Genomic DNA, 25,746 nt, shown 5'->3' on the forward strand with positions numbered 1-25,746 from the left:
ATAATAACGAAAGAGATGAGAACAATGACGACAAAACTTACCACTGATGCTGTCCCTGCTCCCGACGTCGTGCGCTGTGCCTACATGGAAATTCAGGTCACGAACCTTAAAGCCGCACGTGAATTTTACGTCGATATCCTCGGCCTGGTCGTGACCGCCGAAGAGGATAAAACCCTCTACCTGCGTTCGATGGAGGAGTTCATTCACCATAACCTGGTGCTGCGCGAAGGCCCGGTCGCCGCCGTTGCGGCGTTTGCTTTCCGAGTGCGCACGCCGGAAGACGTCGATCGCGCCGAAGCGTATTTCAAGGCGCTTGGCTGCCGTACCGAGCGTCGGGTGAACGGGTTCGCCAAAGGCATCGGCGATGCGGTGCGGGTAGAGGATCCGCTCGGTTTCCCGTATGAGTTTTTCTACGACGTGCAGCACGTCGAGCGTCTGGCCTGGCGCTACGATCTGTATACGCCGGGCGCGCTGGTGCGCCTCGACCATTTTAACCAAATCACCCCTGATGTGCCGCGCGCCGTGGAATACATCCAGGGGCTGGGCTTTCGCGTAACGGAAGACATCCGCGATGAAGACGGCGTGGTTTACGCCGCCTGGATGCGCCGCAAGGCGACGGTGCACGATACCGCGATGACCGGTGGCGCCGGGCCGCGCATGCACCACATCGCCTTCGCCACCCATGAAAAGCACAATATTTTGGCCATCTGCGACAAGCTCGGCGCGCTGCGCAAATCCGATTTGATCGAACGCGGCCCCGGCCGTCACGGCGTCTCCAACGCGTTCTACCTCTACCTGCGCGATCCCGATGGCCACCGCGTGGAAATCTACACGCAGGATTACTACACCGGCGATCCGGACAACCCGACCGTGACCTGGGATGTGCATGACAACCAGCGCCGCGACTGGTGGGGCAATCCGGTGGTGCCGAGCTGGTATACCGAAGGTTCGCTGGTGCTGGATCTCGATGGGCAGCCACAGCCGGTCATCGAGCGCAGTGCGCCCAGCGAAATGGCCGTCACCATCGGCGCAGACGGTTTTTCCTATACCCGTGAGGGCGATACGGAAAAAGGTTTCAAGCTTGGCAATACGCTGTAAATGCCGCTGCGCGGGCCGCGCCTGCGCCCGCGCCTATGCGCCGTCTGGAGAACGCTATGCCCCATTTTTACGCTGAATGTACCGACAACATCCGCCGCGAGGCGGATTTGCCCACCCTGTTCGCCAAGGTCAATGAGGCGCTGGCGGCGACCGGCATCTTTCCGCTGGCCGGCGTGCGCAGCCGCGCCATCTGGCTCGACACCTGGCAGATGGCCGACGGCAAGCAGGACTACGCCTTCGTGCACATGACGCTGAAGATCGGCCACGGCCGCAGTCTGGAAAGCCGACAGCAGGTGGGCGAGATGCTGTTTGCGCTGATCAAGGAACACTTCGCCGCGCTGATGGCGCAGCGTTACCTGGCGCTCTCTTTCACCATGGAAGAGCTGGATCCGGTGCTGAATTACAAACAGAACAATGTCCACGCGCTGTTCAACAAGGCGTGAATAAGGGGTCGTAAATGCTGGATAAAGAGCAGGTTAACCGCGCCGTGCAGCGCCTGCATCAGGCGGAAAAGAGTCGTGAGCAGATCCGCGCGCTGTCGCTCGATCATCCCGAGATCACCATCGAAGACGCTTATGCCATTCAGCGGCAGTGGGTGGAGCTGAAGATCGCCGAGGGTCGCACGCTTAAAGGCCACAAGATCGGCCTGACCTCGCGCGCCATGCAGGTGAGCTCGCAGATCACCGAGCCGGACTACGGCGCGCTGCTGGACGACATGTTCTTCAATGACGGCAGCGACATTCCGATCGATCGCTTTATCGTGCCGCGGGTGGAGGTGGAGCTGGCGTTCGTGCTGGCCAAGCCGCTGCGCGGGCCGAACTGCACGCTGTTCGACGTCTACAACGCCACCGACTACGTCATTCCCGCGCTGGAGATCATCGACGCGCGCAGCCACAACGTCGATCCCGAGACTCAGCGGCCGCGCAAGGTGTTCGACACCATCTCCGACAACGCCGCCAACGCCGGGGTGGTGATGGGCGGGCGGCCGATCAAGCCGGATGCGCTGGATCTGCGCTGGATCTCCGCGCTGCTGTACCGCAACGGCGTGATTGAAGAATCCGGCGTGGCGGCGGCGGTGCTCAACCATCCGGCCAACGGCGTGGCCTGGCTGGCCAACAAGCTGGCGCCGTATGAGGTGGAGCTGGAAGCGGGGCAGGTGATCCTCGGCGGCTCCTTCACCCGGCCGGTGCCGGCGCGGCGCGGTGATACCTTCCACGTCGACTACGGCCCGATGGGCTGCATCAGCTGCCGCTTCGTCTAAAAAGCAGGCTCGGCGAACCGGGCCGCAATAAACCGGGCGGGGCCACGCGCTGCGCCCGCTTGTCAGGGAGAATGCGATGTTAACCAACCACTTCAAGCGTGCGCTGCAGGAAAAACGCCCGCAGATCGGGCTGTGGCTCGGGCTGTGCAGCAGCTACAGCGCCGAGCTGCTGGCCGGCGCCGGTTTCGACTGGCTGCTGATCGACGGCGAACATGCGCCCAACAACGTGCAAACGGTGCTGGGGCAGTTGCAGGCAGTCGCGCCTTACCCGAGCCAGCCGGTGGTGCGGCCGCCGTGGAACGATGCGGTGATCATCAAGCAACTGCTGGACGTCGGCGCGCAAACCTTGCTTATCCCGATGATTCAAAACGCCGAACAGGCGCGCGACGCGGTGCGCGCCACGCGCTATCCGCCACACGGCGTGCGCGGCGTCGGCAGCGCTCTGGCGCGCGCTTCGCGCTGGAACCGGGTGCCCGATTACCTGCAGCAGGCCGACGAGCAGATGTGCGTGCTGGTGCAGATTGAAACCCGCGAAGCGGTGAAAAACCTCGACGCTATTTTGCAGGTGGAAGGGGTGGACGGCGTGTTTATCGGCCCGGCGGATCTCAGCGCCGACATGGGCTTTGCCGGCAATCCGCAGCACCCGGAGGTGCAGCGCACCATCGACGACGCCATCGCGCGCATCCGCGCCGCCGGCAAGGCGCCGGGCATTTTGATGGCCAACAAGGCGCTGGCGCAGCGCTATCTGGCGGCCGGCGCGCTGTTCGTTGCGGTGGGGGTGGATACCACCCTGCTGGCGCGGGCGGCGGAAGCCCTGGCGGACGAGTTCAAACAGGGCGGGGCGCAAGCGCCTTCATCGGGAGTCTACTGAACCATGAACCACGTCGATTCGCTGCCGCCGGCCAACCCGGCGCAGCAACATAAAGCGTTAACCGCCGCCGAGCAATCGGTGATTAAAAAGTTGTTTCGGCGCCTGATCATTTTCCTGTTCGTGTTGTTTGTTTTCTCTTTCCTCGATCGCATCAACATCGGCTTCGCCGGGCTGACGATGGGCAAAGATCTCGGCCTCAGCTCGACCATGTTCGGGCTGGCGGCGACGTTGTTCTATGTCACCTACGTGATCTTCGGCATTCCGAGCAACATGATGCTGAGCCGGGTCGGCGCGCGGCGCTGGATCGCCACCATCATGGTGCTGTGGGGCATCGCCTCCACCTGCACCATGTTCGCCACCGGGCCGACCAGCCTGTACGTGCTGCGCATGATCGTCGGCATCACCGAGGCCGGTTTCCTGCCGGGCATTCTGGTGTACCTCACCTACTGGTTCCCGGCGTTCTACCGCGCTCGCGCCAATGCATTGTTCATGATCGCCATGCCGGTGACCATGGCGATCGGCTCGCTGGTCTCCGGCTATATCCTGGCGCTGGACGGGGTGATGAACCTGAAGGGCTGGCAGTGGCTGTTCCTGGTGGAAGGCATTCCGTCGGTGCTGCTGGGCGTGGTGGTGTGGTTCTACCTCGACGATACGCCGGCCAAGGCCAAGTGGCTGACCGACGAGGAAAAAACCAGCCTGCAGGCGATGATGGAGGCCGACAAGCTGCAACTGGTGCAACCCAATGGGCCGAGCAGCCACCGCGCGCTGCAGCAACGCAGCCTGTGGCGTGAGATCTGCACGCCGATCGTGCTGATGTATACGCTGGCCTATTTCTGCCTGACCAACACCCTGAGCGCGATCAACATCTGGACGCCGCAGATCCTGCAAAGCTTCAACCAGGGCAGCAGCAACGTGACGATCGGCATTCTGGCGGCGATCCCGCAGATCTGCACCATCGCCGGCATGGTGTGGTGGAGTAAACGATCCGACAGGCTGCAGGAGCGCAAGCATCACACCGCGCTGCCGTACCTGTTCGCCGCCGCCGGCTGGCTGCTGGCGTCCGCCACCGATCACAGCCTGATCCAGTTACTCGGGATCGTGATGGCCTCGGTCGGCTCCTTTACCGCCATGGCGATCTTCTGGACCACGCCGGATCAGTCGATCAGTCTGGAAGCGCGGGCGGTGGGGATCGCGGTGATCAACGCTACCGGCAACATCGGATCGGCGCTCAGCCCGCTGTTGATCGGCTGGTTCAAGGATCTGACCGGCAGCTTCAACTCCGGGCTGTATTTCGTCTCGGCGCTGTTGATCGTCGGCGCCGTGTTGGTATGGCGCATTCCGATGAAGGATTCGCGCCCGAGAGCGACGCCTTGATGCGCAAGTGGGCATGATTGCAGGAGGTCATGAGGTGCGGAAAAGTACCGGCTTTATCGCCAACATCGATATTTGCAAAGAGTATGACGCGCGCTACGCTGCCGACGAGGTGCACTACGAAACCTTCGCCGGGCTGGCGGCATTCTTCGGCCGCGACATGCAGGTGCATTGGCACGACTGCTTCTTCCAGGTGCATTTCCTGGAGACCGGCAAGATAGAGCTGCAGCTCGACGATCAGCACTATTCGGTGCAGGCGCCGCTGTTCATCCTCACGCCGCCGTCGGTGCCGCATGCGTTCTTCACCGAACCGGACAGCGACGGCCATGTGCTGACGGTGCGCCAGGAGCTTATTTGGCCGCTGCTGGAGCGCCTGTATCCCGGCAGCAATCTGGCGCTGGACATGCCGGGCATCTGCCTGTCGCTGGCTGACGCGCCGCAGGAGCTGACGGCGCTCAGCCACTACTGGGCGCTGATCCGCCGCGAGTTCGGCCAGAACCTGGCCGGGCGCGAACAGACGCTGGCGCTGCTGGCGCAGGCGGTGTTCACGCTGCTGCTGCGCAATACCGCGCTGGAAGACAGCGCCAACAGCGGCGTGCGCGGCGAACTGCAGCTGTTTCAGCGGTTCAACAAGATGGTGGACGAGCGTTTTCGCGAACACCTGCCGGTGCCGGAGTATGCGCAGGCGCTGGGAGTGACCGAATCGCGGCTCAACGACCTGTGCCGGCGCTTCGCCAACCGGCCGCCCAAGCGGCTGATCTTCGATCGGCTGCTGCGCGAGGCCAAACGCATGCTGCTGTTCAGCGCCTGTACGGTGCATGAAACTGCCTACAGCCTCGGCTTCAAGGATCCGGCCTATTTCGCCCGTTTTTTCAATCGGCTGGAAGGCTGTTCCCCCTCGACCTACCGCGCGGCGCAACACGCCCTTTCGTAACCGCGATCACAGTTTGCCGCGAAAGCGGCAAACTGACCTGAAAAGTACCGGCGATTGCCGCAAAAGTCTCTTCTCGAAACCGGCTTTGGCAGCTTCAATTAAGCAACCAAAAGAAAACATTATTTTAACAAATGGCCGACTCCACGGCCTGAAAAATGCCGATGACGAGGAAGACCCGATGAAACCAGAAGACTTTCGTGCCGACAGCAAACGCCCGTTCACCGGCGCCGAATACCTGAAAAGTTTGCAGGACAGCCGCGAAATCTATATTTACGGCGAGCGCGTGAAAGACGTCACCACCCACCCGGCATTCCGCAACGCAGCGGCGTCTGTCGGCCAGCTGTATGACGCGCTGCACGATCCGGCCAGCCAGGATCGCCTGTGTTGGAATACCGACACCGGCAACGGCGGCTACACCCACAAGTTCTTCCGCTATGCCCGCAGCCCGGAAGAGATGCGCCAGCAGCGCGACGCCATCGCCGACTGGTCGCGCCAAAGCTACGGCTGGATGGGACGCACGCCGGACTACAAGGCGGCCTTCGGCTGCGCGCTGGGCGCTTATCCGGAGTTCTACGGCCAGTTCGCCGACAACGCGCGCCACTGGTACAAACGCATTCAGGAAACCGGGCTCTACTTCAACCACGCCATCGTCAACCCGCCGATCGACCGCCACAAGCCGGTCAACGAGGTGAAGGACGTTTACATTCAGGTGGAGAAAGAGACCGACGCCGGCATCGTGGTCAGCGGCGCCAAAGTGGTGGCCACCAACTCGGCGTTGACCCACTACAACTTCATCGGCTTCGGTTCGGCGCAGGTGATGGGCGATAACCCGGACTTCGCGCTGATGTTCGTGGCACCGATGGACGCCGAAGGGGTGAAGCTGATTTCGCGCGCCTCCTACGAGCTGGTGGCCGGCGCCACCGGATCGCCGTTCGACTACCCGCTCTCCAGCCGCTTCGACGAGAACGACGCGATCCTGATTATGGATCATGTGCTGATCCCGTGGGAAAACGTGCTGATCTACCGCGATTTCGACCGCTGCCGCCGCTGGAGCACCCAGGGCGGTTTCGCCCGGCTGTTCCCGCTGCAGGCCTGCGTGCGCCTGGCGGTGAAGATGGACTTTATCACCGCGCTGCTGCAAAAGAGCCTCTCTTGCACCGGCGTGCTGGAGTTCCGCGGCGTGCAGGCGGATCTGGGCGAAGTGGTGGCCTGGCGCAACCTGTTCTGGTCGCTGAGCGACGCGATGTGCGCCGAAGCCACAAAATGGGAAAATGGCGCCTACCTGCCGGATTCCGCCGCGCTGCAAACCTACCGCGTGATGGCGCCGATGGCCTACACCAAGGTGAAACACATCATCGAGAAGAACGTCACCAGCGGCCTGATCTACCTGCCGTCCAGCGTGCGCGACATGAACAACCCAGAAATCGACAAGTACCTGGCGCGCTACGTGCGCGGATCGGACGGTATGGATCACGTCGAACGCATCAAGATCCTCAAGCTGATGTGGGATGCGATCGGCAGCGAATTCGGCGGCCGTCACGAGCTGTATGAGATCAACTACGCCGGCAGTCAGGATGAGATCCGCCTGCAGTGCCTGCGCCACGCGCAGGGATCCGGCAACATGGATCGCATGATGCAGATGGTCGACAAGTGCCTGGCCGATTACGATCAGCACGGATGGAAGGTGCCGCACTTGCGGAACAATGACGATATTAATCAGTTGGATAATCTGCTGAAGTAATTCAGGAGGAGGTTGTATGTCTCAGGAAAATGAACAGCGCCTGCGCTTTCGCGACGCCATGGCCAGCCTGTCGGCGGCGGTGAATATCGTCACCACCGACGGCCCGGCGGGGCGCTGCGGCATCACCGCCACGGCGGTGTGCTCGGTAACCGATACGCCGCCGACGCTGCTGGTGTGCATCAACCGCAATAGCGCGATGAACCCGGTGTTTCAGGAAAACCGCAGGCTGTGCGTCAACGTGCTCAACCACGAGCAGGAGCTGATGGCGCGCCACTTCGCCGGCATGACCGGCGTCAGCATGGAAGATCGTTTCCGGCTGGAAGAGTGGCAGCTCGGCGCGCTGGGGCAGCCGGTGCTGCGCAATACCCTGGCCAGCCTGGAAGGGGAGATCGAGCAGATCCAGAGCATTGGCACCCACCAGATGTACCTGGTGCAGATCAAGCAGATCGCGCTGAGTGAAGCCGGCAACGGGCTGATCTACTTCAAGCGCAATTTCCATTCGGTGATCCACCAGATGGCGGTGCCGGCCTGAGGCGTTGGGGCGCAGCCTGTTGCGCCCCACGTTTCAACTCTTGTTGGTCGCCAGGTCGCTCACCAGGCGGTTGACCGGATCGCTCATGTTGGTGAACTTGCTCAGCTCAGAGCGGGTCACCACCACGAACACCCCGACGTTTTTCGCCGGGATCATTGCCATGTAGGTAATGAACCCGCCGCCGCCGCCGGTCTTCTGAATGATGCCCGGCAGCCCGTCCTTCGGCGCCATATACACCCAGCCCAACCCCAACGCATCCGCTTGCCCCGGCACGTCCATGCCCTTCAGCGACACCAGATCGTGACGCTGGAAGTACATGGTTTGCTCACTGGCGGCGGTGGCTTTGCGTGGGCCGCTGGCGCTGGAGGAGAGGAACTGCTGCATCCAGCGCTGCATGTCTCGCGGGGTGGAGTAGACGCCGCCGCTGCCGGCCGCGGCGGTGGTGTCGCGGCAGGCGCTCGGACCGGCGGCCGCCACCATCAGACGCGAACATTGTTCAGGGCTCGGCGTCAGCGTGGTGTCGACCATGCCGAGCGGCGCGGTGATTTTCTCTTTCAGCAGCGCGTTGTAGGGCTTGCCCGCGGCGCGCGACAGCGCGTCGGCCAGCAGGTCATACGCCAGGTTGGAGTAGGCGGCGCGTACGCCCGGCGGCACCGTAACGTTGGCATGCGCCAGCCATTGCCAGCGCTGGGCCTTGGTCGGCCAGGTGAACACCGGCGTCTTCGGCGGCTTTTTGCCCGGCTGCTCGCGCGGCAGCGCGCTGGTGTGCGTCGCCAGGTTCAGCAGGGTGATCGGTTGGCCGGCGTTGTAAGCCGGCACATAGGCGCCTTTGGGGGCGTACTTGCGCAGCGGGTCGGTCAGTTTGACCTGGCCTGCCGCCGCCATTTTCACCATCACTTCGCTGGTCATCAGCTTGGTGATCGAGGCGATGCGAATCAGCGAATCCGGACGCGGGCGCAGGTTGTTACCGGGTTTGGTATCGCCAAAGCTGCGGTTAACCACCTGATTGCCGTCGATCACCACCAGCGCCATGCCGGTGGCGCCGCTGTTGTAGAAAATATGTTCGGCATACTGGTCGACGATTTGCGAAGCCAGCTGCGGGGGCGCGGCCTGCACGGCCAGCGGCGCGGCGCACAGGCCCAGCGCCAGCAATAAAGCGGAGACAGAGTTCTTCAACGGTCGTTATCCATTTAACAATGCAGCGGGGAAAGGGCTTATTCGTCGCCCAGTGTAATGCGCTCAGGCCCCGGCTGCATGTAGAAAAAAGAGCGGTGGCGATAAAATTTTTTCACCGCCGGCGGCCTACTGCGCGCGGGCGAAAATGGCGATCACTTCATCGAGGTGCGCCTTCATCGCCTTGCGGGCGCCGCGCACGTCGCGCGCTTCGATCGCCGCCAGGATCGCCCGGTGTTCCAGCTCGGAACGATGCGGCATGTCATCCGGCGTATAGTGGCGCTGCAGCACGCGGAACATGCTGCCGTAACGGTGGCCGAGCAGGTGGCCGATGATGAATGCATAGGCCGGGTTGCCGCTGGCCTGGGCGATGCGGATGTGGAACAGCCGATCGCCGGGGTGGGTGGCGGAACCGGCGCGGTTATCGCGGCAGTTCTGCTCATAGGCGGCGCGGATGCCCGCCAGCTCTTCGTCGGTGGCGTGGCGCGCGGCCAGCGCGGCGGTCTCCGGTTCGATCAGCAGACGGGTTTGCAGCAGAGAAAACGGCGGCAGCTCGGCGTTGAAATCCAGCTCGATGTTCAGTTCGTCGTCGATCTCCGCCCACTGGTTACGGCCGGCCTGGGCCATCACCGGCTCCTGCGACGGCGCCAGCGGCGTTGGCGAGCGCACGATCACCCCGTTGCCGACCTTGACGTCCACCAGGCCGATCACTTCCAGCGCGATAAGCGCCTCGCGCACCGACGCGCGACTGACCTGCAACTGCTGGGCGAGATCCCGCTCCGAGGGCAGGCGGCTGCCCGGCGGAAATTCGTTATTCTCGATAAGACGTTTGAGCTGGTCAGCTATCTGTCTGTAAATCCTTGGGTTTTCCAGTCGGGTAATCGGCATTTTTGACCTTTGACGATTCGGCGTTCAGTGATTTGGCGCACAATTATGCGATAAGGCGCTTGAGTAATCGTTATTCAAGTGTAAAAAAATGGTTAATTGAAATGCGGTTTCAAGGCTGTTTTATTAACTTCTTCCCCCAACGATAACGCGTAAAGCGTCTTTTGTCATGTTAGAGGCCTGACCTTTAACCGCCTTTAGTGGACTGACCATTAGACCTTTAGGCCGAGGAGTCAAGATGGATTTAACCGGGAAACGCGTACTGATCACCGCCGCCGGGCAAGGGATCGGTTTTACCACCGCCAGGCTGTTCGCCGCCGCCGGCGCCGAAGTGATCGCCAGCGATATCAACCTCGAGCGCCTGCAGGGCTCTGCCGGGATCCGCGCGCTGACGCTGAACGTCACCGATCCGGCCGCCATCGCGGCGGCGGCGGAAGCGATCGGCCCGATCGACGTGCTGTTCAACTGCGCCGGCGTGGTGCACAGCGGATCGATCCTCGATTGCAGCGAAGATCAGTGGGCGTTCGCGCTCGATCTCAACGTCACCGCGATGTTCCGCATGATCCGCGCCTTCCTGCCGGGCATGTTGGCGCGCGGCAAAGGCTCGATCATCAACATGTCCTCGGTGGCCTCGAGCGTGAAGGGGGTGCCAAATCGCTTCGCTTACAGCGCCAGCAAGGCGGCGGTGATCGGCCTGACGCGCTCGGTGGCGGCGGACTACGTCACGCAGGGCATCCGCTGCAACGCCATCTGCCCCGGCACGGTAGAGTCGCCGTCGCTGCGCCAGCGCATCGCCGAGCAGGCGCGCGAGCAGGGGCGCAGCGAGCAAGAGGTGTATCAGGCGTTCGTCGCCCGTCAGCCGATCGGGCGCATCGGCACCACCGAGGAAATCGCCCAATTGGCGCTGTATCTGGCCTCCGACGCCAGTTCGTACACCACCGGCACGGTGCAGATCATCGACGGCGGCTGGAGCAACTGAGCCGCCATTTTTGAGAGAGGAAGGCATGAAACTTTTACGTTACGGGCAACCCGGGCAAGAGCGCCCCGGCATGTTGGATGCGCAGGGCCGCCTGCGCGATCTGTCGCAGCATATCGCCGACGTGGGGGGCGCCGCGTTATTGCCGGCATCGCTCGCCAAACTGCGTGCGCTGGACAGCGCCGCGCTGCCGTTGGTCGAGGGGCAGCCGCGCCTCGGCGCCTGCGTCGGCGGCATCGGCAAGTTTATCTGCATCGGCCTGAACTACGCCGATCATGCGGCGGAGACCGGTGCGGCCATTCCTGAAGAACCGGTGGTGTTCAACAAATGGACCAGCGCGGTGGTCGGCCCCCACGATCGGGTGGAGATCCCGCGCGGCTCGCAGAAAACCGACTGGGAAGTGGAGCTGGGCGTGGTGATCGGCCAGGGCGGGCGCTACATCAGCGAAGCAGACGCGATGCGCCACGTCGCCGGTTACTGCGTGATCAACGACGTCTCAGAACGCGAATATCAAATTGAGCGCGGCGGCACCTGGGACAAGGGCAAAGGCTGCGACACCTTCGGGCCGATCGGCCCCTGGTTGGTCACCGCCGATGAGATCGCCGATCCGCACAGCCTGAACCTGTGGTTGGAGGTGGACGGCAAGCGCTATCAGGACGGCAACACCAGCACCATGATCTTCCGCATTCCGCAGATCGTCAGCTACCTCAGCCGCTTTATGAGCCTGCAGCCGGGCGACGTGATCTCCACCGGCACGCCGCCGGGCGTCGGCATGGGGCAGAAACCGCAGCCCATCTACCTGCGGGCGGGCCAGACAATGCGTCTGGGCATCGAAGGGCTGGGCGAACAGCGCCAGCAAACCGTACAGGCCTAACCGGGAGCGCCGCCATGACCACCATTACCGCACTGCGGGTTGAAGACATTCGTTTCCCCACCTCGCTGGGGCTGGACGGATCCGACGCCATGAATCCGGATCCCGACTATTCCGCCGCCTACGTGATCCTGGAGACCGATCGCGCGGATCTCAGCGGCCACGGGCTGACGTTCACCATCGGCCGCGGCAACGAGATCTGCTGCGCGGCGATCCGCGCGCTGGAGCATCAGATCGTCGGCGAGCGGCTGGAGGATATCGCCGCCGACATGGGCGCCTTCTGGCGGCGCTTCACCAGCGACAGCCAGCTGCGCTGGATCGGGCCGGACAAAGGCGCTATCCATCTGGCGACCGGCGCGGTGGTCAACGCGGTGTGGGATCTGTGGGCCAAATCGGTCGGCAAGCCGGTGTGGCGGCTGGTGGCGGAGATGACGCCGGAGGAGCTGGTGCGCTGCATCGACTTCCGTTACATCACCGACTGCATCACGCCGCAGGAAGCGCTGGCGCTGCTCAAGCAGCGGGCCGAGGGCAAAGAAGAGCGCCTGGCGCGGCTGCTGCAGGAGGGCTATCCCTGTTACACCACCTCCGCCGGCTGGCTGGGGTATCCGGACGACAAGCTGCGCCGGCTGTGCCAGGAAGCGGTCGACGCCGGTTTCTCCTACCTGAAGCTGAAGGTCGGGCGCGATCTGGAAGACGACATTCGCCGGGTGCGCATCGCCCGCGAGGTGATCGGCCCGGATCGCCGGCTGATGATCGACGCCAACCAGGTGTGGGAGGTGGATGAAGCCATTCCGTGGGTGAGGCATCTGGCGTTCGCCAAACCCTGGTTTATCGAAGAGCCGACCAGCCCGGACGACGTGGAAGGGCACCGCCGCATTCGCGAAGGGGTGGCACCGGTCAAGGTGGCCACCGGTGAGATGTGCCAGAACCGCATCATGTTCAAGCAGTTCATCATGCGCGGCGCGGTAGACGTGGTGCAGATCGACGCCTGCCGCCTCGGTGGCGTCAACGAAGTGCTGGCGGTGATGCTGATGGCGGCCAAATACCAGCTGCCGGTCTGCCCGCACGCCGGCGGCGTCGGGCTGTGCGAGTACGTGCAGCACCTGTCGATGATCGACTACCTGTGCATTGCCGGCACCCACGAAGGCCGGGTGATCGAGTATGTCGATCATCTGCATGAACACTTTGTCGATCCCTGCGTGATCAAAGGCGCGGCCTACATGCCGCCGAGCCGTCCCGGCTATTCGATCGAGATGCATCCGTCGTCGATCGCGCAGTATCGGTTCCGCGGGTGAGGCGGGAGGATCGCGTGCCGCGCATCGACGCTCACCAGCACTACTGGCGCTATCACCCACGGCACTACCCGTGGATCGACGAGCGGATGAGCGTGCTGCGGCAGGATTTCGATCCGCCCCGGCTGCGGCCGCGGTTGCAGGAACACGGTTTCGACGGCGCGCTGGCGGTGCAGGCGTGCCCCAGCGAGGACGAGACGCTGGCCCTGCTGGCGCTGGCTGAACAGGGCGAGGGCGTATGCGGCGTAGTGGGCTGGCTGGATATCGCCGCGCCGCAGCTGGCGCAGCGTCTGGAGACTTTGCGGCCGTATACCGCGCTGCGCGGGGTGCGCCATCAGGTGCAGGACGAAGCGGATCCGGCGGCCTGGCTGGCGCGGCCGGAAGTGGGGCGCGGCATGCAAACGCTGCAGCGCGCCGGGTATGTGTACGAGATCCTGGTGACGCACCGGCATCTGGCGGCTGCGGCGGCGTTCGCCGCCCGCCACGATGAGCACTGGCTGGTGTTGGATCATCTCGGCAAGCCGGACATCGCGCGCGGCGCGCGGCACTGGGCGCAGCAAATCCGGCCGCTGGCGGCGCTGCCGCACGTGGCCTGCAAGCTATCGGGGCTGATCACCGAGGCGCCGGGTGGCCGGTGGCGGGCGGAAGAACTGCTGCCGTTCTTCGACGCCGCGCTGGAGGCGTTCGGCCCGCAGCGGCTGATGTTCGGCTCCGACTGGCCGGTGTGCCTGCTGGCCGGCGACTACCGCCAGGTGGTGCAACTGTGCGAACGGGCGCTGTTGACGCTGGGGGCCGCCGAGCAGGCGGCGATTTGGGGCGACACCGCCTGGCGAATTTACGGTTTAACGGAGTCTGGTTATGGATCTGTATCTGCAAGATAAGGTGGTGCTGGTCACCGGCGGTGGTGCCGGCATCGGCGCGGCGATTGCTCATGTGCTGGCCGAAGAAGGGGCGATCCCGGTGTTGGTCACCAACGCCGCGCCGGAGGCGGCGCTGCTGGCCGATTTGCAGCGGCTGCAGCCGCGCACCGAGGTGATCCTCACCGAATTGTGCGACGAGGCGGCCTGCCGCCGCGCGGTCAGCCAGACGCTGGCGACCTTCGGCCGTATTGACGGACTGGTAAACAACGCCGGGGTCAACGACGGCGTCGGGCTGGAGGCGGGGCGCGAAGCGTTCGTCGGCTCGTTGGAAAAGAACCTGGTGCACTACTACCTGATGGCGCACCTGTGCCAGGCGGCGCTGCAGGAGAGCCGGGGCGCCATCGTCAATATCGCCTCCAAGACCGCACTCAGCGGCCAGGGCGGCACCAGCGGTTACACCGCCGCCAAGGGCGCGGTGCTGGCGCTGACGCGTGAATGGGCGGTGTCGCTGCGCCATGACGGCGTGCGGGTGAACGCGGTGGTGCCGGCGGAGGTGATCACCCCGCAGTACCAGCGCTGGCTCAACACCTTCGCCGAGCCGCAGCGGCAGATGGAGAAAATCACCGCGCGCATTCCGCTCGGGCAGCGCATGACCACGCCGCAGGAGATCGCCGATACCGTGGCGTTCCTGTTGTCGTCGCGGTCGTCGCACACCACCGGGCAGTGGCTGTCGGTGGACGGCGGTTACCTGCATCTCGATCGGGCGCTGACGTGAGCGGCGCGGCGGCAGGGCGGCGCCGTTTCTGCCAGGCGCTCGATCTGATTGACTCACCGGCGCTGATTGCGGAGTACCAGCAGCAGCATCAGCGCATCTGGCCGGGCATCGCCGCGCATTTGCGTGAGCACGGCATTCTGGACATGGAGATTTACCGGTTGGGCACCCGGCTGTTCATGATCGTGGAGGTCAGCGCCGATTTCGACGCCGCGCGTTTTGACGCCGCCAGCCTGAACAACCCCGAAGTACAGCGATGGGAAGCGCTGATGTGGCACTACCAGGCCGCCACCCCCTGGACGCCGCAGGGCGAAAAATGGGTGGAAATGGCGCGGATATTTTCTCTGCAACAGCAATAACGCCAACATCATCATCGCCAGACGATACGAGGGTATCACCATGCTTGCTGAAAAAAGTGCGGCCTCCGCGCAGCCGGGCGTCGCCGTGACCGCCAATCTGCGCTGGGCCTTTATCCTGGTCACCAGCCTGTTCTTTATGTGGGGGCTGTCCTATGGCCTGCTGGACGTATTAAACAAACATTTTCAGGAGACGTTGCACGTTACCAAGGCGCAGTCGGGTTTGTTGCAGGCGGCCTATTTCGGCGCCTATTTCCTGGTGGCGCTGCCCGCCGGATACTTTATGGACCGCAAGGGCTATAAGGCGGGCATTCTGGTCGGGCTGTGCCTGTATGCGCTGGGGGCGCTGCTGTTCGTGCCGGCGGCGTCGGCCAACAGCTTCGGCGTGTTCCTGTTCGCGCTGTTCGTTATCGCCAGCGGTTTGGGCTGCCTGGAAACGGCCGCCAACCCGTACGCCACGGTGTTGGGCGACGCGCAGGGCGCCGAACGGCGGCTGAATCTGGCCCAGTCGTTCAACGGCCTCGGGCAGTTTATCGGCCCGTTGATCGGCGGCACGCTGTTCTTCTCTGCCAGCCAGTCCGCCGGCGGCGGCGATCAGAGCGCGGTGAAGATGACCTATGTGGCGATCGCCGTGCTGGTGCTGCTGATCGCGCTGTTGTTCAGCCGCACCCGGCTGCCGGCGATCCGCGAAGAGGAAAAACCGGTGCACGGCGTGATAGCGCAGGGATTGTGGCAGCATCCGCATTTCGTCGGCGGGGTTATCACGCAGTTCTTTTACGTGGCGGCGCAGGTGGGCGTGGGGGCGTTTTTCATCAACTACGCCACCGAACACTGGCGCGAGGTGTCTAACCAGAGCGCTTCTTACCTGCTGTCAATCGCCATGATCTGCTTTATGGTCGGGCGCTTCTTCAGCACCTGGCTGATGGGGCGAGTCAAGCCGGCGACGCTGTTGGCGGCCTATGCGCTGATCAACATCGCGCTGTGCGGCGTGGTGATGCTGAGCGTTGACGGCGTGTCGGTGGTGGCGCTGATCGCGGTATTCTTCTTTATGTCGATCATGTTCCCGACCATTTTCGCCCTGGGGGTGAAAAACCTGGGTAAACACACCAAGCGCGCCAGTTCCTTTATGATCATGGCGATCGTCGGCGGCGCCATCATGCCGTACTTTATGGGCGCGCTGGCCGACCGTTACAGCACCGCGCTCTCTTATCTGCTGCCGCTGCTGTGCTTCGCGGTGGTGCTGGTTTACGGCCTGCGGCAGCGCCGCGCCTGATTCAACCCGGCGGCGAATCGGCCTTCGCCGCCGTTGTCAGCGCCTGCGGGCGCGTTCGCATCAGGATCGCCAACGCCAGCAGCAGCACCATGCCGGACAGCACGCCGTTTATCGTCAAACCTCCGGCGTCCACCACCAGCCCGCCCGCCAGTGAACCGCAGGAAATCGCCAGATTAAACAGCGCGATATACAGCGAAGAGGCGACCTCGACCGCGCCAGGGGCCGCCTTGAGCATCCACGCCATCAGCGAAACGGAAACGCCGCCATAGGCGATGCCCCACAGCAGGAGGAAGGCGCCGCCGCTCATCGGGGCGTGGCCCAGCAGCGGCAGCAGCAGGACGGCGAGCGCCAGCCCGAGGGCGATCAGCGCCAGGGTGCGGCACAGCCGTTTGGCGGCGGCCTGGCCGGCGATGAAATTCCCGGCGATACCGGCGACGCCGTAGGCGAACAGCAGCGGCCCCACCCAGCGGCCCTCGATGCCGGCGACCGTCTGCAGCAGCGGGCGGACAAAGGTGTAAGCCATAAAGTGGCCGGCGACCAGCAGAAACGTCAGTAGCAGCCCGGTCAGCAGCCGACGATTCGCACGCTGCGCGGTGAATGACCGCCAGCTTATCGCCTGCGTGACCGGCAGCGGCGGCAGCACGCACAGCAGCAGGAGCAGGGTCAGCGCCGCGAGGACGGCGACGGCCAGAAACGCCATGCGCCAGCCCAGCGCTTCGCCGAGGAACACCCCGAGCGGCACGCCGAACACCGAGGCCGCCGCTACGCCGCCGAAGATGACGGACAGCGCCAATCCGACGGAAGCCGGCGGCACCAGACGTTCCGCCAGCCCACCCGCGATGGCCCAGATGCCGCCGATGCAAAAACCCAGCAGGATGCGCGCAGCGAACAGCAGCGCCATGGAGGTGGCGGCGGCGGCCAGCAGGTTGGCGGCGATCAGCAGCAGCAGAAAGGCGATCAGCAGGCTGCGGCGATCCGTGCGCCGGGCGCCCAGCACCACCAGCGGGGCGAACAGCGCGGCAAACAGGGCAGGCAGGGAAATCAGCAGCCCGGCGCGGCCTATCGATGCGTTCAAGGTGCTGACGATCGGAGTCAGCAGCCCGACGGGCAGCATTTCTGCGGTGACGACGGTAAAGGTGGACAGGCCGATCGCGAAGGTCGCCAGCCAGGGCTTTGCGCCGCCGTCGGCGTGTAAGGCACTCATAATGACTCTCCCAACAGATGAAGAGCCTCAGTGTATCCGCGCCAAAATGGCTGATAAACTGGTCTGAATGCGCAACATTGGGGACACATCGTGGCTAATTTACCGTCTATGCCGTTGGATAATCTGACCGACTTGCTGGTGTTCATTCGCGTCGCCGACGCCTGCAGCTTCACGCTGGCGGCCGAGAGGCTGGGCATTTCCCGATCGGCGGCGGGCAAATGCGTGAACCGGTTGGAGGAGCGATTGGCCACCCGGCTGCTGCAGCGCACCACGCGCAGCGTCAGCCTGACCGAAGATGGCGCGGTGTTTTACGAGTATGCGCAGCGCATCTTGTCGCAGGCCGAAGAGGCGGAAACGGCGCTGAATACGCGGCGGCAAACACCGCGCGGGCGGCTGCGGCTGGATCTGCCGGTCTCGTTGGGGCGATTGCATATCTTGCCGATTCTGCGGGAGTTTTTGGCGCAGTGGCCGGAGGTGGACGCCGACGTCAGCTTCTCCGATGAGTACAGCGATCTGGTGCGCGACGGCATCGACGTGGCTGTCCGCGTCGGCGGCAGCGACGACAGCCGGCTGGTGCGGCGGGTGCTCGCGCCGCATCGCCTGATCACCTGCGCGGCGCCGGATTATCTGGCGCGGCACGGTACGCCTGCGAAACCGGAGGCGCTGGGCGATCACGAGACGCTGGTCTTCAGCCATCAGGGGCTGCCGGCGCCCTGGCGCTATTTGGTCAACGGCCAACTGCACGAACGGCCGGTGCGTGGCCGGATGCGTTTCAATAACGTCGAGGCCTTGCGGGATGCGGCTGTCGCCGGGGCCGGCCTGTGCCAGGTGGGGGCGTTTCTGGTCGGCGAACAGATTGCGGCCGGCACGCTGGTGCCGGTGCTGGAGCGCTATTGTCGCCCGGGGCCGCCGATCTGCGCCGTCTACCCCAGCCGGCGCCATCTCTCCCCCAAGGTGAAACTGTTCCTGGCGGCGATCGAACGGCGCTGGCAGGGCAAGGCGATTTGGGAAACTGCTTAGCGCGGGCGATTCACGCCGCTTTCAAGGCCAGCGTTCGCCGCATTAAGCGGTAGCCGCCGGCCGCCACCAGCAGCACGATCAGTCCGGCGGTGAGCGTGACGCTGAAACCGGCCGTTATCCCGGCGGCATCGATCGCCAGGCCCGCCAATGCGGCGCCGAGCGCCACGCCTATCCCCAGACCGGTGACCATCCAGGTCAACCCCTCCGTCAGCCGGGAGGGCGGCACGATGTTTTCAACCAGCCCCATGGCAATGATCATGGTCGGCGCAAAAAACAATCCGGCAACAAACATCGCCGCCGCCAGCGTCAAGACATTGTGCACCCACAGCAGCGGCAAGATGGTGAAGGCGGTGGCGAGCGCCGCGTATAAGAACAGACGAGGCAAGGGGATGGGGATCTTCATTGCGCCGAACATCAGCCCGGCCAGGCAGGAGCCGAACGCGTAAACCGATAGCACGATGCTGGCGGCGGCCGGTTGCCCTTGCTGCTCGGCGAAGGCCACGCTGATGACGTCCACGGTGCCGACGATGGTACCGAGGGCGATCAGCGCCACCACCAGGATCTGCATCGACGGCATGGCCAGGATGGCGCGCTGCCGCTGGTTATTGCGGGTGTAAACCGGGGGCTGGGTGCTTTTTTGCGAGGCGAATGCCGCAACGCCTGCCACCAGAAGCAGCGCGGCCACCAGAGGGCCAGCTTCAGGGAAGAGTGAAACGCTAAGCCCCACGGCGATCGGTGGGCCGATGATAAAGGCCACTTCGTCTAACACGGACTCGAATGAAAATGCCGTGTGCAGCTGTGGCGTGCCGCGATAAATTTCGCTCCAGCGGGCCCTGACCATCGCGGAGATGCTGGGCATACCGCCCGCGAGTGCGGCGAAGATGAACAACGTCCAGTCCGGCGCCCGATAGTGGGTGCAGAGCAGCAGCAGTAGCAGGGCGATCGCGCTGACTCCAGTGGCATATGGCAGCACGCGGCTTTGGCCGTGACGATCCGCCGCGCGCGCGATTTGCGGCGCAAGCAGCGCCATGGAAAAGGCGAATGTCGCCGCCACCGCGCCCGCCAACCAATAAGAGCCGCGTACCTGCGAGAGCATGGTGATGATGCCGATGCCGGTCATTGAGACCGGCAGGCGCGCGATCAGCCCGGCGGAGGAAAACGCCTTGCTGCCCGGGGCGTTGAACAGGTTGAAATAAGGATTTGCCATGGATAGGGCTCCGGAATGTTGGCGGCTCAGTATTCGCTCAATGTTCGTCATTGACATACGCCACGTATGTTACGTTAATTGACATACGTCATGTATGTCAATTATAACGTCATCAATAACGAGATGGGAGTGGACCCATGGCACGTAAAGCGCGCACCGAAATGATTGAAGAAACCCGACAAAAGCTGGTGGCGGCGGCCCGTCAGCAGTTTGGTAGCGTGGGGTATGCCGAGACGGTGATGGATGAACTTACCGCGCAAGCCGGCATGACGCGCGGCGCGCTCTATCACCATTTTGGCGATAAAAAGGGGTTGTTCCTGGCAGTGGTGAAGGCGATTGACGCTGAAATGGATGCGTGTCTGGCCGACATTACCGCAAGTGCGGCGGATGACTGGGAGGCGTTTGCGGCGCGTTGTCGCGGTTATTTGATCATGATGACGGAGCCGCAAGCGCAGCGCATTCTGCTGCGCGATTCACCTTCGGTACTGGGGGCTGAGTATCTGCAGGCCAGTAAGCTGGCGTGCATTGTCTGGATGACGGGCGCATTGCAGGCGTTGATGGTACAAGGGCGCATTGCCGTCGCCGAGCCGGAATCGCTGGCGCATTTGATCAATGGCGGCCTGATGGATGCCGCGCTGTGGGTCGCCCATCACCCGGAAAAAGACGCAGCGCTGGAGCAGGCCTTGGCCAGTTTGAATCTGTTGCTGAACGGGCTGCGTTTCATCCCCGCTTAAGTTTTACTGGCGGCCGCCGCGCCGTTTCGGCGGCGGCTTAAGGGTGAATGACGACGGGCTGAACGTTTTGCGCCAGCTGAATATTGTTGCGGCCGTTGTTTTTTGCATGATAGAGCGCGGCGTCGGCCGCGCCGATCGCCGATTCGACGTCCAGCTTTTCCAGCGCGGAGATGCCGGCGCTGAGCGTCAGCGTGCCGCTGTGCTGCGGGCTGGCGCCGTGCGGGATATTCAGTTCCGCCACCCGTTGGCGCACCCGCTCGGCCAGCTGCGCCGCATAGCCTTCGTGCACGTTGGTCAGCAGCACCAAAAACTCTTCCCCGCCGTAGCGCACCACGATGTCGCGCGAACGCACCGCATCGCGGATGGCGATCGCCACCTGCACCAGCGCCCGGTCGCCCATGGCGTGGCCGTAGCTGTCGTTGTAGACCTTGAAATGGTCGATATCCAGCAGCAGCACGTAGTGGCGGCCGGTTTGCGGTTCCAGCAGCATGTTGATCTTATTCTCCAGTCCGCGACGGTTATAAAGGCCGGTCAGGGGATCGAGCATGCTCAAATTATTGAATTTGTCCCGTTCGTTATACAGGTTGGCCACCAGCGCGTGGGTAAAGATTTCACTGCGTTTCAACATCAGGTGATGAATGGAGAAAGCGATAATAGGTAATAGCGTGGTGAATAATATCCGCAGGGTATTATGCATGCCATCTAATGCCAGGATCATCATTGCGGAAGGCACGGCGTGTAAACAAAAGGCGGTAAAGTTATCCGTCAGAGAAATAGCGCTGATAAAAAAGATGCTGAACAAACTAATTAATAAAAAATCTTGGTTATTCGGCAGGCAATATTGACTTTTAACGTAGATATGTGCAGCCCACAGCAGGCCGAGCACGCTGGCGAACAGGTTGAGTTTGCACAGGTATTGCCGCGGCGCGTGCAGAGAAAATAGCGCCGCCGCCAGACAAAATAACGGTATGCATAATAAAGGCAGAGTAAAAGAAGGGACATCCCTAAAAGGGAACAATAACGTAAATATGGAAGAGGCGGCATTCATCATTAGAAAAAGAAATAATGCCAGGCGCTGCTTGCTGTTCAGTAATTCCTGATAAGAACGGGCGTTCATACGGAGGTCACTCTTTGCAAAGTCGTACTGTCGAATAATTAAGGTTGAGAAGCATTCCCTCGGCGCGAAATATCCACGGAAGTTGCATGGTTGATGATTGTGATTATTATCATGCAAACAGGACTAGGAATTTTCTTATGTCAAATTATCATTTTTTCCTGCTGGTGTCATCTGGGTTTGGTCACTGCAGTGAAAATGATGCGGCGGCCAAAAAAGTGTTATATGATATTGGTTATCATTATCACTTAAGGGGGTTGTCATGCTCACTGCCATGATTGCCGCGTGTGGACTGTGGGGCGTCAGCTGGTGCCTCGGCGATCGCCTGGCCAGCGCCTGGGGCGTTTTGCTGCCATGCGCGCTGATGCCGCTGCTGGCCTTGATCGATCTGGATATGATGCAGCTGCGCACCCTGATTGTGATAGCGATGTTGGCGACGCTGGTGATGCTGTTCAACAGCCGGCTGCGCCACTATCTGCTGCTGCCTTCCTGCATGGCGCTGGCGGGCGGCCTGGCGGCAATCAGCCTCAACTTCAGCTTCGGGTGAAACGCCGGAAACGGCAAAACCACGCTTAGGCGTGTTTATTATCAATGTGTTGGGATTTTTTTGAAGTAATTACCGGAGAGATCATCAATTGGTGCGAAGAGAGGGACTTGAACCCTCACGTCCGTAAGGACACTAACACCTGAAGCTAGCGCGTCTACCAATTCCGCCACCTTCGCACAGTCGATGTTGTTGCTTTGATTTATATTACGTCGCCAGCTTGGTGCGAAGAGAGGGACTTGAACCCTCACGTCCGTAAGAACACTAACACCTGAAGCTAGCGCGTCTACCAATTCCGCCACCTTCGCATCGATGCTGAGTGCAATATAAATCATGTGGTTATTTGGTGCGAAGAGAGGGACTTGAACCCTCACGTCCGTAAGGACACTAACACCTGAAGCTAGCGCGTCTACCAATTCCGCCACCTTCGCGTACCAGAAACATTACCGGAGTAACGTTACCACGGAGGCGAATTCTAGAGATTTTGGCGGGCACGTCAACAGTTATTTCCCCGCTTTGCAGGCGTTTGCTGGAAAAACAGCCATATCGACGCTTTTCTGCTGGTCAAACAGCCAAATCAGCCAATCAATCAACACCCTGACCCGTGGCGCCAGGAAACGGCCGGGCGGATACATGATGTAAATCGGCATCGGCGGGGGCGGCGTGCCTGCCAACACTTCCACCAGTTCGCCCCGTTCCAGCCAGGGGGCAAGCGAATAGCGCGCCGCCTGAATCAATCCCATGCCGGCCCGTGCGCCGGCGATGTAGGCATCGGCACCGCTGACGCTCAGGCGGGCAGGCAGCTCGCGCAGTTCCACTTTGCCGCCGCGGCAGAATTCCAGTGGGTAATCGCGGTTGCTGGCCAGGGAAAAATACCCCACCGCGCGGTGCGGCGCCAGGCTATCGATGTCGAGCGGCGTGCCGTGGGCCTGCAGGTAAGCGGGGGAAGCGCAGGTGACCTGCGGCAATTGGGCGATGCGCCGCGCCACCAGGCTGTCGTCTTCGGTTTCCCAGGCGCGCAGCACGCAGTCTACGCCTTCGCGCAACAGATCAACGTGGGTGTCGTTGGCACCCAGCGCCAGGGTGATGTCGGGATAGCGGCGGTAAAAGTCGTCCAACGCCGGAATGACGATCTGGCGCGCCAGCGAATGGGGCATGTCGATGCGCACCTTGCCGGACGGCTGCAGCTTATGGTGGCTGAATAGCGTGTCTGCTTCCTCAAGCGCCCCCAGCAGCTGTACGCAGCGTTGATAGTAAAGGCTGCCTTCGCTGGTCACCTGTACCTGGCGGGTGGTGCGGATCAGCAGGCGCACGCCCAGCCGCTGCTCCAGCCGTTTCAGCGCGTTGCTGACCGTGGCGCGCGGCAGCTGCAGACGCTCGGCCGCCCGGCTGAAGCTGCCCAGTTCGACGATGCGGGTAAAAATGCGCATGGCTTGAACCTGATCCATGTCCACTCCGGATTGTTGGTGATTTTTGAACAGTGATGTGCAATCTGCATTATTTATCTTTGTAGCGTAAATAACCAGACTTTGCTGCGTTATCCATTCATCGCATGAGGGCAGCACAATGCAACATCGTAAACTGGGTTCCCACGGTCCCGTCGTCTCCGCCCTGGGGCTGGGATGCATGGGCATGAGCGACTTTTACTCCACCGGCGCCGATCGGCAGGAGGCCATCGCCACGCTGCACCGGGCGCTGGAGCTGGGCGTCACGCTGCTCGACACCGCCGACATGTATGGCCCCCACACCAACGAAGAGTTGGTGGGGGAAGCGATCAAGGGCAAACGGCAACAGGTGTTCCTGGCCACCAAGTTCGGCATCCTGCGCGATCCGGCGGATCCTTCGGCGCGCGGCGTCAGCAGCCGGCCCGAGTATATCCGGCGCTCCGTCGAGGGCAGCCTGAGGCGCTTGGGCGTAGAGGAGATCGATCTTTATTATCAGCATCGGGTCGATCCGCAGGTGCCGATCGAAGACGTCGTGGGCACGATGGCGGATCTGATCCGCGAAGGCAAGATCCGCTATATCGGCCTGAGCGAGGCGTCGGTCGCCACGCTGGAGCGGGCGCACAAGGTGCATCCGATCACGGCGCTGCAGACCGAGTATTCGCTGTGGACGCGCGATGCCGAACAGGGCGTGCTGGCGGCCTGTGAGCGCCTGGGTATCGGTTTTGTGCCTTACAGCCCGTTAGGGCGCGGTTTCCTTACCGGTGCTATCCGGCGGCCGGAGGATCTGGCCGAGGACGATTTCCGCCGCGGCAATCCGCGCTTCCAGGGGGAAAACTTCGCCCGCAACTTGGCGCTGGTGGAGAAGGTGGGCGAACTGGCGGCGCAGAAGGGCGTCAAGCCTTCACAGCTGGCGCTGGCCTGGGTGTTGGCGCAGGGCGAGCACATCGTGCCGATCCCTGGCACCAAACGCCGTCGCTATCTGGAAGAGAACGTCGCGGCGGCGGAGATAACGCCGAGCGCGGCCGAACTGGCTGCGATCGAAGCGGTGTTCCCGCTGAGGGCGGCGGCCGGCGAACGCTATGGCGCCGAGTCGATGACCTATATCAACGGTTAAAAAAAGCGCGGCCTCAGGCCGCGCTCTGTCGTTTTCCGCCAACGGCGAATTATTTTTTCTTCGGCGCGCGCGGCGGGCGGCCGACGGTGGCTTGGTACACCTTGAAGCGGCCGTTTTGCGCCAGCACTTCGTGGCTGCCGAAGGTGGCGTCCAGAATGTCCGGGTACGGCAGGAAGGCGTTGGCGACGATGCGCAGCCGGCCGCCGATCGGCAGGTGTTTCACCGCGCCGCGGATCAGGGTTTCGGCGGCGGTCAGGCTGGTCTGCAGCCCGTCGTGGAACGGCGGGTTGGAGATGATCATGTCGAAACGACCGGTGATGTCGGAGTAAACGTTGCTGACGATCACTTCGCCTTCGATGCCGTTGGCGGCCAGCGTCGCGCGGCTGGATTCCACCGCGGCGGCGTTGACGTCGCTGAGGGTCAGTTTCACCTTCGGCGACAGCTTGGCCATCACCGAGGCCATCACGCCGGCGCCGCAGCCGATGTCCAGCACCTTGCCTTTCATGTGTTTTTCCAGCGTCGACAGCAGCAGCGAGCTGCCGACGTCCAGGCCGTCGCGGCTGAACACGCCCGGCAGCGTTTTCACTTCCAGATCGTGCAGCTGATAGCTGTCCCACCAGTCGTTCAGGTCAAACTCGGTCTGTGCGTCCAGGCGGCCGTGATACAGGCCGCAGCGGCGCGCGCTGTCGATTTTCACCAGCGTGGCGTGGCCTTCCAGCGTTGGCTCGGCACTGCGCACGCCGCTGCGGTTTTCACCGACCACGAACACGTCCACGCCTACCGGCAACAGCGCCAGGAGGTTGCACAGCTGGAATTGCGCTTCCTGCTTGCTCTTCGGCCAGTAGTAAACCAGCGTGTCGCAGTCGGCGACGAAAGCGGGATCGACGGTCAAACCGAACTGCACGTTATCGCCCATCGTCCGGTTCAGTAACTGCCAGTGATGGTAATGCTGAGTGTGGACGCGCACGTCCGCGGCCTCGAATTGGGCCGGCAGGCTGTCCTGCAGGTCGCCGGCAAACAGCACGCGGCGTTCGATAAATTCATCACTGTGGCGCAGCATGACTTCACTGGCGGGGGTTAATGCAGACATCAGATATT

The 25,746-nt window shown here is 62.7% G+C and carries 26 protein-coding genes and 3 tRNA genes; 19 read left to right on the forward strand and 10 right to left on the reverse strand.

The features are described from left to right. Positions 1–24: 24 nt before the first annotated feature. From hpaD to hpaC, 8 genes are all read left to right on the forward strand, one after another. Positions 25–1,098, forward strand: coding sequence for a 3,4-dihydroxyphenylacetate 2,3-dioxygenase (hpaD, locus tag QDT79_RS07205; protein ID WP_089180517.1), 1,074 nt, complete (start codon positions 25–27; stop codon positions 1,096–1,098). A 56-nt stretch (positions 1,099–1,154) separates the two neighbouring features. Then, positions 1,155–1,541: a 5-carboxymethyl-2-hydroxymuconate Delta-isomerase gene (locus QDT79_RS07210; RefSeq protein ID WP_004933172.1), complete on the forward strand. Its 387-nt coding sequence runs from the start codon at positions 1,155–1,157 to the stop codon at positions 1,539–1,541. 14 nt (positions 1,542–1,555) lie between these two features. Beyond that, positions 1,556–2,359: a 2-oxo-hept-4-ene-1,7-dioate hydratase gene (gene hpaH, locus QDT79_RS07215; RefSeq protein WP_004933170.1), complete on the forward strand. Its 804-nt coding sequence runs from the start codon at positions 1,556–1,558 to the stop codon at positions 2,357–2,359. 76 nt (positions 2,360–2,435) lie between these two features. Beyond that, a complete protein-coding gene (gene hpaI / locus QDT79_RS07220) occupies positions 2,436–3,230 on the forward strand; it encodes a 4-hydroxy-2-oxoheptanedioate aldolase (protein WP_063991492.1) in 795 nt (264 codons plus the stop codon). A 3-nt stretch (positions 3,231–3,233) separates the two neighbouring features. Then, positions 3,234–4,604, forward strand: a complete 1,371-nt coding sequence (gene hpaX / locus QDT79_RS07225; protein WP_063991491.1) for a 4-hydroxyphenylacetate permease — start codon at positions 3,234–3,236, stop codon at positions 4,602–4,604. Positions 4,605–4,638: 34 nt separating this feature from the next. Then, positions 4,639–5,535: a 4-hydroxyphenylacetate catabolism regulatory protein HpaA gene (hpaA, locus tag QDT79_RS07230; protein ID WP_038878427.1), complete on the forward strand. Its 897-nt coding sequence runs from the start codon at positions 4,639–4,641 to the stop codon at positions 5,533–5,535. Positions 5,536–5,713: 178 nt separating this feature from the next. Further along, complete coding sequence (hpaB, locus tag QDT79_RS07235; protein ID WP_033636988.1) at positions 5,714–7,276, forward strand: 4-hydroxyphenylacetate 3-monooxygenase, oxygenase component; 1,563 nt, start codon at positions 5,714–5,716, stop codon at positions 7,274–7,276. A gap of 16 nt (positions 7,277–7,292) precedes the next feature. Continuing rightward, positions 7,293–7,808, forward strand: a complete 516-nt coding sequence (gene hpaC / locus QDT79_RS07240; RefSeq protein WP_004933156.1) for a 4-hydroxyphenylacetate 3-monooxygenase, reductase component — start codon at positions 7,293–7,295, stop codon at positions 7,806–7,808. A 33-nt stretch (positions 7,809–7,841) separates the two neighbouring features. Here the strand turns inward: hpaC and ampH are convergent, their stop codons facing one another. Both ampH and QDT79_RS07250 read right to left on the reverse strand, forming a co-directional pair. Beyond that, complete coding sequence (gene ampH, locus QDT79_RS07245) at positions 7,842–8,984, reverse strand: D-alanyl-D-alanine-carboxypeptidase/endopeptidase AmpH (protein WP_063991490.1); 1,143 nt, start codon at positions 8,982–8,984, stop codon at positions 7,842–7,844. Between the two features lie 126 nt (positions 8,985–9,110). Next, positions 9,111–9,869, reverse strand: coding sequence for a FadR/GntR family transcriptional regulator (locus QDT79_RS07250; protein ID WP_025305190.1), 759 nt, complete (start codon positions 9,867–9,869; stop codon positions 9,111–9,113). Positions 9,870–10,104: 235 nt separating this feature from the next. Here QDT79_RS07250 and QDT79_RS07255 point away from each other — a divergent pair, with 235 nt between their 5' ends. From QDT79_RS07255 to fucP, 7 genes are read left to right on the forward strand one after another with little or no spacing between them, the layout of a single operon-like run. Further along, positions 10,105–10,845 (forward strand): SDR family oxidoreductase, encoded by a 741-nt coding sequence (locus QDT79_RS07255; protein WP_043136107.1) that lies wholly within the window; start codon positions 10,105–10,107, stop codon positions 10,843–10,845. A 25-nt stretch (positions 10,846–10,870) separates the two neighbouring features. Then, positions 10,871–11,716 carry a fumarylacetoacetate hydrolase family protein gene (locus QDT79_RS07260; RefSeq protein WP_063991488.1) on the forward strand — a complete coding sequence of 282 codons (846 nt, stop codon included), beginning with the start codon at positions 10,871–10,873 and terminating at the stop codon, positions 11,714–11,716. Positions 11,717–11,730: 14 nt separating this feature from the next. Further along, positions 11,731–13,008, forward strand: coding sequence for an L-fuconate dehydratase (locus QDT79_RS07265; protein WP_063991487.1), 1,278 nt, complete (start codon positions 11,731–11,733; stop codon positions 13,006–13,008). A 14-nt stretch (positions 13,009–13,022) separates the two neighbouring features. Further along, positions 13,023–13,886, forward strand: coding sequence for an amidohydrolase family protein (locus QDT79_RS07270; protein WP_308316353.1), 864 nt, complete (start codon positions 13,023–13,025; stop codon positions 13,884–13,886). Next, positions 13,864–14,640, forward strand: a complete 777-nt coding sequence (locus QDT79_RS07275; protein ID WP_043136096.1) for an L-fucose dehydrogenase — start codon at positions 13,864–13,866, stop codon at positions 14,638–14,640. The genes QDT79_RS07270 and QDT79_RS07275 overlap by 23 nt, the downstream gene beginning before the upstream one ends. Beyond that, positions 14,637–14,996 carry an L-rhamnose mutarotase gene (locus QDT79_RS07280; RefSeq protein ID WP_033636999.1) on the forward strand — a complete coding sequence of 120 codons (360 nt, stop codon included), beginning with the start codon at positions 14,637–14,639 and terminating at the stop codon, positions 14,994–14,996. The genes QDT79_RS07275 and QDT79_RS07280 overlap by 4 nt, the downstream gene beginning before the upstream one ends. Positions 14,997–15,036: 40 nt before the next feature. Then, positions 15,037–16,266 (forward strand): L-fucose:H+ symporter permease, encoded by a 1,230-nt coding sequence (gene fucP, locus QDT79_RS07285; RefSeq protein WP_033641777.1) that lies wholly within the window; start codon positions 15,037–15,039, stop codon positions 16,264–16,266. Between the two features lies 1 nt (position 16,267). Here the strand turns inward: fucP and QDT79_RS07290 are convergent, their stop codons facing one another. Beyond that, the gene (locus QDT79_RS07290; RefSeq protein ID WP_308316354.1) at positions 16,268–17,470 is read right to left on the reverse strand and encodes an MFS transporter; all 1,203 of its coding nucleotides are present in this window, start codon (positions 17,468–17,470) and stop codon (positions 16,268–16,270) included. Positions 17,471–17,578: 108 nt separating this feature from the next. Here QDT79_RS07290 and QDT79_RS07295 point away from each other — a divergent pair, with 108 nt between their 5' ends. Then, a complete protein-coding gene (locus tag QDT79_RS07295) occupies positions 17,579–18,490 on the forward strand; it encodes a LysR family transcriptional regulator (RefSeq protein ID WP_063991483.1) in 912 nt (303 codons plus the stop codon). A gap of 10 nt (positions 18,491–18,500) precedes the next feature. On the opposite strand, the gene QDT79_RS07300 is transcribed toward QDT79_RS07295, so the two are convergent. Continuing rightward, positions 18,501–19,697 carry an MFS transporter gene (locus QDT79_RS07300; protein WP_308316355.1) on the reverse strand — a complete coding sequence of 399 codons (1,197 nt, stop codon included), beginning with the start codon at positions 19,695–19,697 and terminating at the stop codon, positions 18,501–18,503. 137 nt (positions 19,698–19,834) lie between these two features. On the opposite strand from QDT79_RS07300, the gene QDT79_RS07305 reads away from it, so the two are divergent. Further along, positions 19,835–20,431, forward strand: coding sequence for a TetR/AcrR family transcriptional regulator (locus QDT79_RS07305; RefSeq protein WP_063991481.1), 597 nt, complete (start codon positions 19,835–19,837; stop codon positions 20,429–20,431). A 37-nt stretch (positions 20,432–20,468) separates the two neighbouring features. On the opposite strand, the gene QDT79_RS07310 is transcribed toward QDT79_RS07305, so the two are convergent. Further along, positions 20,469–21,365, reverse strand: coding sequence for a GGDEF domain-containing protein (locus tag QDT79_RS07310; protein WP_369919392.1), 897 nt, complete (start codon positions 21,363–21,365; stop codon positions 20,469–20,471). A gap of 442 nt (positions 21,366–21,807) precedes the next feature. Here QDT79_RS07310 and QDT79_RS07315 point away from each other — a divergent pair, with 442 nt between their 5' ends. Continuing rightward, entirely contained in the window at positions 21,808–22,092 is a 285-nt protein-coding gene (locus QDT79_RS07315; RefSeq protein WP_063991479.1) for a DUF1435 domain-containing protein, read from the forward strand. 89 nt (positions 22,093–22,181) lie between these two features. On the opposite strand, the gene QDT79_RS07320 is transcribed toward QDT79_RS07315, so the two are convergent. The 4 genes from QDT79_RS07320 to QDT79_RS07335 form a co-directional block, all read right to left on the reverse strand. Beyond that, positions 22,182–22,268: transfer RNA gene (locus QDT79_RS07320), tRNA-Leu, on the reverse strand. Positions 22,269–22,310: 42 nt separating this feature from the next. Next, positions 22,311–22,397 (reverse strand) — tRNA-Leu (locus tag QDT79_RS07325). A gap of 36 nt (positions 22,398–22,433) precedes the next feature. After that, positions 22,434–22,520, reverse strand: a tRNA-Leu gene (locus QDT79_RS07330). Between the two features lie 72 nt (positions 22,521–22,592). Then, positions 22,593–23,537, reverse strand: a complete 945-nt coding sequence (locus QDT79_RS07335) for a LysR family transcriptional regulator (RefSeq protein WP_130017865.1) — start codon at positions 23,535–23,537, stop codon at positions 22,593–22,595. A 118-nt stretch (positions 23,538–23,655) separates the two neighbouring features. On the opposite strand from QDT79_RS07335, the gene QDT79_RS07340 reads away from it, so the two are divergent. Next, positions 23,656–24,648, forward strand: coding sequence for an aldo/keto reductase (locus tag QDT79_RS07340; RefSeq protein ID WP_308316356.1), 993 nt, complete (start codon positions 23,656–23,658; stop codon positions 24,646–24,648). A gap of 49 nt (positions 24,649–24,697) precedes the next feature. On the opposite strand, the gene rsmC is transcribed toward QDT79_RS07340, so the two are convergent. Beyond that, on the reverse strand, positions 24,698–25,738 hold the full coding sequence (gene rsmC, locus QDT79_RS07345) for a 16S rRNA (guanine(1207)-N(2))-methyltransferase RsmC (RefSeq protein ID WP_107226723.1): 1,041 nt from the start codon (positions 25,736–25,738) through the stop codon (positions 24,698–24,700). Positions 25,739–25,746 lie beyond the last annotated feature (8 nt).

Source organism: Serratia marcescens (genome assembly GCF_029846115.1).
In the GTDB taxonomy this organism is placed as follows: Bacteria; Pseudomonadota; Gammaproteobacteria; order Enterobacterales; family Enterobacteriaceae; genus Serratia; species Serratia marcescens_L.

Coding starts and splice junctions, on each gene's coding strand:
- QDT79_RS07265 (WP_063991487.1), top strand. CDS start 11,731: ATGACCACCATTACCGCACTGCGGGTTGAAGACATTCGTTTCCCCACC.
- QDT79_RS07305 (WP_063991481.1), top strand. CDS start 19,835: ATGGCACGTAAAGCGCGCACCGAAATGATTGAAGAAACCCGACAAAAG.
- hpaX (WP_063991491.1), top strand. CDS start 3,234: ATGAACCACGTCGATTCGCTGCCGCCGGCCAACCCGGCGCAGCAACAT.
- QDT79_RS07210 (WP_004933172.1), top strand. CDS start 1,155: ATGCCCCATTTTTACGCTGAATGTACCGACAACATCCGCCGCGAGGCG.
- QDT79_RS07315 (WP_063991479.1), top strand. CDS start 21,808: ATGCTCACTGCCATGATTGCCGCGTGTGGACTGTGGGGCGTCAGCTGG.
- fucP (WP_033641777.1), top strand. CDS start 15,037: ATGCTTGCTGAAAAAAGTGCGGCCTCCGCGCAGCCGGGCGTCGCCGTG.
- QDT79_RS07260 (WP_063991488.1), top strand. CDS start 10,871: ATGAAACTTTTACGTTACGGGCAACCCGGGCAAGAGCGCCCCGGCATG.
- hpaH (WP_004933170.1), top strand. CDS start 1,556: ATGCTGGATAAAGAGCAGGTTAACCGCGCCGTGCAGCGCCTGCATCAG.
- hpaB (WP_033636988.1), top strand. CDS start 5,714: ATGAAACCAGAAGACTTTCGTGCCGACAGCAAACGCCCGTTCACCGGC.
- QDT79_RS07255 (WP_043136107.1), top strand. CDS start 10,105: ATGGATTTAACCGGGAAACGCGTACTGATCACCGCCGCCGGGCAAGGG.
- hpaC (WP_004933156.1), top strand. CDS start 7,293: ATGTCTCAGGAAAATGAACAGCGCCTGCGCTTTCGCGACGCCATGGCC.
- hpaI (WP_063991492.1), top strand. CDS start 2,436: ATGTTAACCAACCACTTCAAGCGTGCGCTGCAGGAAAAACGCCCGCAG.
- QDT79_RS07275 (WP_043136096.1), top strand. CDS start 13,864: ATGGATCTGTATCTGCAAGATAAGGTGGTGCTGGTCACCGGCGGTGGT.
- QDT79_RS07340 (WP_308316356.1), top strand. CDS start 23,656: ATGCAACATCGTAAACTGGGTTCCCACGGTCCCGTCGTCTCCGCCCTG.
- QDT79_RS07300 (WP_308316355.1), bottom strand. CDS start 19,697: ATGGCAAATCCTTATTTCAACCTGTTCAACGCCCCGGGCAGCAAGGCG.
- QDT79_RS07295 (WP_063991483.1), top strand. CDS start 17,579: ATGCCGTTGGATAATCTGACCGACTTGCTGGTGTTCATTCGCGTCGCC.
- QDT79_RS07290 (WP_308316354.1), bottom strand. CDS start 17,470: ATGAGTGCCTTACACGCCGACGGCGGCGCAAAGCCCTGGCTGGCGACC.
- QDT79_RS07250 (WP_025305190.1), bottom strand. CDS start 9,869: ATGCCGATTACCCGACTGGAAAACCCAAGGATTTACAGACAGATAGCT.
- rsmC (WP_107226723.1), bottom strand. CDS start 25,738: ATGTCTGCATTAACCCCCGCCAGTGAAGTCATGCTGCGCCACAGTGAT.
- hpaD (WP_089180517.1), top strand. CDS start 25: ATGACGACAAAACTTACCACTGATGCTGTCCCTGCTCCCGACGTCGTG.
- QDT79_RS07335 (WP_130017865.1), bottom strand. CDS start 23,537: ATGGATCAGGTTCAAGCCATGCGCATTTTTACCCGCATCGTCGAACTG.